Origin of the sequence: uncultured Legionella sp. (genome assembly GCF_937871865.1) — a bacterium.
In the GTDB taxonomy this organism is placed as follows: Bacteria; Pseudomonadota; Gammaproteobacteria; order Legionellales; family Legionellaceae; genus Legionella.
This window is the reverse complement of sequence record NZ_CALMPD010000177.1, coordinates 1-4,942: the sequence shown is the minus strand read 5'-3', so window position 1 is coordinate 4,942 and position 4,942 is coordinate 1. Positions and strand designations below refer to the sequence as shown.

Below are 4,942 nucleotides of genomic sequence, written 5' to 3'. Positions count from 1 at the left end.
TCGCCTCCCACAATTAATTTAATTCAGAGGCGACAACTTTCCTGAAATTGGGGGCGTCCGGGCTTGTCATACATTGCCCGCCAAGATTGAACGCGCTGTCAAAGTCAAAAATATTGAAACGTCCGTCAGCGCTTATTCTATTATTATGAGATATATTATCTCCCAGCATCAAAAATTGATAAATTACTCCAAATTTGGCAGCTTCTCGCACACTGTCCGCACTGGCTATACCTTGAATTTTTTTCCCGTCTACGGTGGGGCTTAAATCGTTCAGGAACTCTTGTTTTTGTACTATGGCACCATTTAAGTCATGGTCTATTTCTATGTTGGGAGTGTGATAATTGTATTTCTTGCCGCGTATCGTGATCTGGGCATTATTCAGCACTTTTTTTAGAAATTCGCTGACTAATACGGCATTGACATTTTGTTCTGGAGTGCCATATTTTAATACAAATGCAGTACCAGTGGATTCTTCCGTTACTTTGTATACTTTAGCCGCCCCAAAACCACCATTCAGTTTTACAATAGAATCTGCGTGATAATAGACCATTTTAAACTCCTTAATCCGAATCAGATTAGTTTTTTATTGAATCATCTAGGTTTTATTTTGCTCTTTTTTGTTTAAAGGAGTATGAGATATCGTACGCAATTTTTGCAAAATAGGGGCTATTTGACTTATTAATGTACTTTGCAAGCGATAGAGCTGTTTGATTACAAAAGCTTATAAACAGATTGAAGGGGAATAACTCATGTTGCTGTTAATCGCTAGCACCAGATTTCAAAGGCTTTGACTAACCGCATCTTCCAGGGTGTTTAAGGATAAGGAGTTACCAAGAGTGGTTTTTAATAGATTAATAGCCAAGCGCTTGGAACCATTTATAAATTCGCGTTTCATTGGGCTGGCTCGCTCCAGAGCGTGTTCCAATGATTCGTAAGGAGCGGGTTCTTTATTGAGTAATGTGGCCACTAGTTGTTGTAAGGTACCCATTGGTCGTGGATCACCATCTGCAATATTATAAATTGGGTAAGTAATTTGTTTTTGACCCAACAAGAAGGCAATCCGAGCCAGGTTTTTTACAAAAATATGATTAGTATAAGGTGCTTTTCCTTGTTCAATAAGAGGAGTTTGGGTTGACGCTGCCTCTATTGGGAGGCGGTGTGGCCCAAAAATTCCGGCAATTCGTAACAATACGGCGTCTATATGGTGCTGTTTACAATATTCCATCCATTGATGTTCGGCATCCAATCGACGAAGTTGGCGTGGATTATCTATGAAGCAGGGTGATTCCTCCGTAATCCAGGCACCTTGATGATTTCCGTAGACTCCACTTGAGCCAAAGTAAATAATTTTTTTTGCTTTTATTAAGCTCTGTTTCAGAAATTCTTTTAATAAAAGGTCCCTTTCACCCTGAGCAGAAGGAGGGATAAGATAATAAATAATGGTATTTGGTTCGTCCCAATAAACAGGAGTACTTAAATCTTGTGTTATATGCTTTAATCCGGGCAGTTGTTTTTGGGGATCTAAATGTCGCGACAGGGCGGCCACTTTTTGATTGTTATTTAATAATTCCTGGGCAAGATAGTATCCGCAATAACCATAGCCAAGAATTAAATGGTGCATCAGAACTCCTAAAATGAGGGTGAGAATGAAGGTCTGTAACTGGTCTTGATTATAGCGTACCCTAATAACTATCTTATAATCATTTCAATCGTAATTTCCTGATTCTTGAACAACACGATAACGACATAAATTTTGAAAATCACAGTACCCACAAAGTGCAGCACTTGCTGGTTGGGGAGGACAGTGCCCTTGTTGCAACTCTTCAGCCAGATTGGTTAAATGTTGCTGCCATTCATTGCGGCGAAGTTCCCACGACTCTTCCTTTTTTAAAGTATTTATTCCTTTAATGTCCAGTTTGTTTTCACTTAAACCACTACAAAGAAGGGTTCCTGTTTTTAATTGCATCAGCAATAAAGTATTAATTTCCTTATCTAGCAAGGTGTAAAGCAACAACTGAGGTTCTGTGGGTCGGTCTTCATTCCATGGTTTACTGACGGGTAGACTGCTTTTATAGTCTATAACCCATTTAGAACCTTCAACGCGATCCAGTCTGTCAACGCGCACAGAAAAATCCAAACCTGCCAGATTGATAGAATAGGATTCCTCTAATGCTGCTATTTCAAATTCAGGTCGTTGTTTTTCCCATTCTAAAAATGACAATACCAGCCGTTTAAGTCGAACCAATTCCACTTCCTGTATTAATTCGGGGAATGAGTCGGCGTGGTTTTGTATGGTATTGGATAACGCTGAGCGAATGGCTTGTTCAACGTGTTGCTCCAAAACCTGGGAATTTAAACTGAGTAATTGTTTTTGGCTGCCTATTGTACGCCAAAACAACTCCATTATTTTATGAATTATTATTCCTTTTTCTTTGGCATCCAGGCCATCTGTTGTTTGCAGTACGGGCTTTGCTTTTAGTCTGTGTTCTGCGAATGCTTTAAAAGGACATTTAGCCTGATTGGCAAGTAATGCTGTACCGCCGGATATTTTTTCATCGCAGAGCAATGGAATGGTATATAAATCATCATACGATACCAGACTTGTTTTTATTAAAGGCTGAGCTGAAGGTGACACGGACTGATATGAGGGATAATGAAGAATCAGGGAACATGGTAAATTGGGGGTATCTCCTTGCATTTTGGAATAGCTAAATACAGTGTCGACACTTCCCCTTTCCATTCGTTGTAATGTCTGTTTGGCAAAAAGTAGCTCACGGTTTGGATGACTATGCGGCATGAGCAAATCTCGTTGCATTTGGGGGGGAATGAATGCTGACAAGCGTGGTTTTTTAGGCAAACACTGATCGTTTAGTCCCATAACCCAAAGACTATCAAATTCGCATCCTGATGCTTCAAGCATACCAGAGATATGAATGGGGGCATTTGTTTTTTGTGCTTGGAAAATGGTGTTGTTTGCCAATTGAGTAAACGCATCAATAGCCTCTTTATTCGTCAGGTTTTTGCTGAGCAGGCTTAATTGTCTGAATTCATCAAACAGTGAAGCAAAACGATTAAAACACTGATAGTTTTCTGAATTTAGTCCTGTGTCTCCAGGAAAGCCTAGGGCATTTAATCTATTTTGAAACAGTTCAACCCATTCTTGCGGGGTAGCAAATTCTGGATAGGGAATAATAGAGTCTAATAGTGTTGATAATTTAGGAGCATATTGATGGGTTTCTTTAATTAATGCCCGCAAGCTAATGCGTTGTTTCTGCAGCAACATACTGTCTTGCAAGAGTTGTGACCTTCCCGAATATTCTTCTTTAGCCGATCCCAGATATGGTGATTGGAGCAGAAGGGCGGCTTGGACCGGATCGAGGTTATTGTTACTTAAATTCAGCCAATTCAGGGCGTGAGCAACAAGTAAAAACTCACTGAGCGGTTCCCCAAGAGAAATATTAAACAACTCATGATCAAAATGATGTAGAAATGTTCTTTGTAAGGAGCGTGACTCTTGTTCCAAATTGGGGACCACTACGCCAATTCGTTGCTCTCCTTGTTCAATTTTCAGTTTCAGCCAAGAAATAAGTTGCTGATATTCTTCTTTGTTATCTTTCGCAGTACATACACGGGGCAGGATTGGGTTGTCCTTTAAATCATATCGATACTGAATTAATCCCTTACTTTCCCAGTGTTTTTGGAGCATTATTTGCTGAGGACTAAAATCATCAAAACAAACCCAGACAGCACTTTGTGGCAAAACGGACTCATCATTATTTATTAAAAAAGGAACTAATTGATGCTCATTTATTGCCTTTATTTTGTTTAGTTTTTTATTAAACAGCTGCCACCATTGTTGGAAGGTTCGCGTTTGGGGTGTGTAGCTGAATGCTTGATCTTCAGTTGATATTTGCCATTGTTCGCAATGTTCCCAGGCTTGCATTACACTTCGTAATAATCCTTCACTGTAGGTTATCCCCGAATCTGACTTGATAATGGTTCGCCATAAGTGTTGGCATTGAGCATCATTTAGTAAAATCGGATAAGGATGATTGGGCGCTTGGTATTTCAATTGATTAAAGGTTTTAATCAATGCGGTACTGTATGGATAACATGCAGGTTTACTTACTGTTCTGGTTTGGCAAAAAGAGAAGTATTCTTGTAACAACGCACCGCTTAGTCTATTGTTGGGGGTGAAAACTGTTGCCCCACCGGCTAATAAATCAAGAAGTTGATTTTTATTATTTAATTCCTGCATTAGTCAAATCATGCCTCTATGGATATATATTTCTAAGTCACTTTCAGGTTTTATGATGCGTTGCATGCACTTTATGTAAGCGATCGGTTTTGCCTTTTGCTAGCGCTGGTTTGGCCATGCGTTTGCTTTTTTCGTGTGTATGCAAGATATCGTATACTAATTGGCCTCTTAAATACATAGCAGCTAATCCTGACATTAGAGCTAGAACAAAACCAAAAAGTATGTAACTGTAAGCTAACATTATCAGATAGAAATAAACATAATCATGGAATTTAGCCACTGAAAATAATTTGGCGTTTTCTTCAGTCATAAATAAAAGCAATCCCAGGACAAATACTGGAATTGATGCGATTACCATAATGAACCCAAGCCAGAACGTTTTTGCTTTATAGGGTTTTGGACAATGCACAATACTTTCACCGAAAATTGCTCCAGTACATGATGCAACGATCATTCCTAAAATGATTGCCTTAAATATAGGAATTATTTGCTCAACTCCAATTGAGGAAAGGAAGGCGTTAATGAGTATGGTACCAACTACAGACAGTAAGCCAAAATAAACAGCAGCAAGCAATCTGGGGTTGGATATTTTGAGTGCAGGATCCTGTCTTTTCATGATGCACCTGAATAGTGTAATACTACATATGTATAATATTAGTACAGTTTTTCGATTATAGGAGGTAA

General features: G+C 39.1%; 4 protein-coding genes. All 4 read right to left on the bottom strand.

Annotated features, from left to right (window positions below; translation table 11 throughout):
- Positions 1-13: 13 nt before the first annotated feature.
- Positions 14-550: a hypothetical protein gene (locus Q0495_RS09630; protein WP_298625427.1), complete on the bottom strand. Its 537-nt coding sequence runs from the start codon at positions 548-550 to the stop codon at positions 14-16.
- Positions 551-778: 228 nt separating this feature from the next.
- The gene (locus tag Q0495_RS09625) at positions 779-1,621 is read right to left on the bottom strand and encodes an NAD-dependent epimerase/dehydratase family protein (RefSeq protein WP_298625425.1); all 843 of its coding nucleotides are present in this window, start codon (positions 1,619-1,621) and stop codon (positions 779-781) included.
- Positions 1,622-1,705: 84 nt separating this feature from the next.
- Positions 1,706-4,258 carry a PD-(D/E)XK nuclease family protein gene (locus Q0495_RS09620; protein WP_298625422.1) on the bottom strand — a complete coding sequence of 851 codons (2,553 nt, stop codon included), beginning with the start codon at positions 4,256-4,258 and terminating at the stop codon, positions 1,706-1,708.
- A 43-nt stretch (positions 4,259-4,301) separates the two neighbouring features.
- Positions 4,302-4,874, bottom strand: coding sequence for a hypothetical protein (locus Q0495_RS09615; protein ID WP_298625419.1), 573 nt, complete (start codon positions 4,872-4,874; stop codon positions 4,302-4,304).
- Positions 4,875-4,942 lie beyond the last annotated feature (68 nt).

Coding starts and splice junctions, on each gene's coding strand:
- Q0495_RS09630 (WP_298625427.1), bottom strand. CDS start 550: ATGGTCTATTATCACGCAGATTCTATTGTAAAACTGAATGGTGGTTTT.
- Q0495_RS09625 (WP_298625425.1), bottom strand. CDS start 1,621: ATGCACCATTTAATTCTTGGCTATGGTTATTGCGGATACTATCTTGCC.
- Q0495_RS09620 (WP_298625422.1), bottom strand. CDS start 4,258: ATGCAGGAATTAAATAATAAAAATCAACTTCTTGATTTATTAGCCGGT.
- Q0495_RS09615 (WP_298625419.1), bottom strand. CDS start 4,874: ATGAAAAGACAGGATCCTGCACTCAAAATATCCAACCCCAGATTGCTT.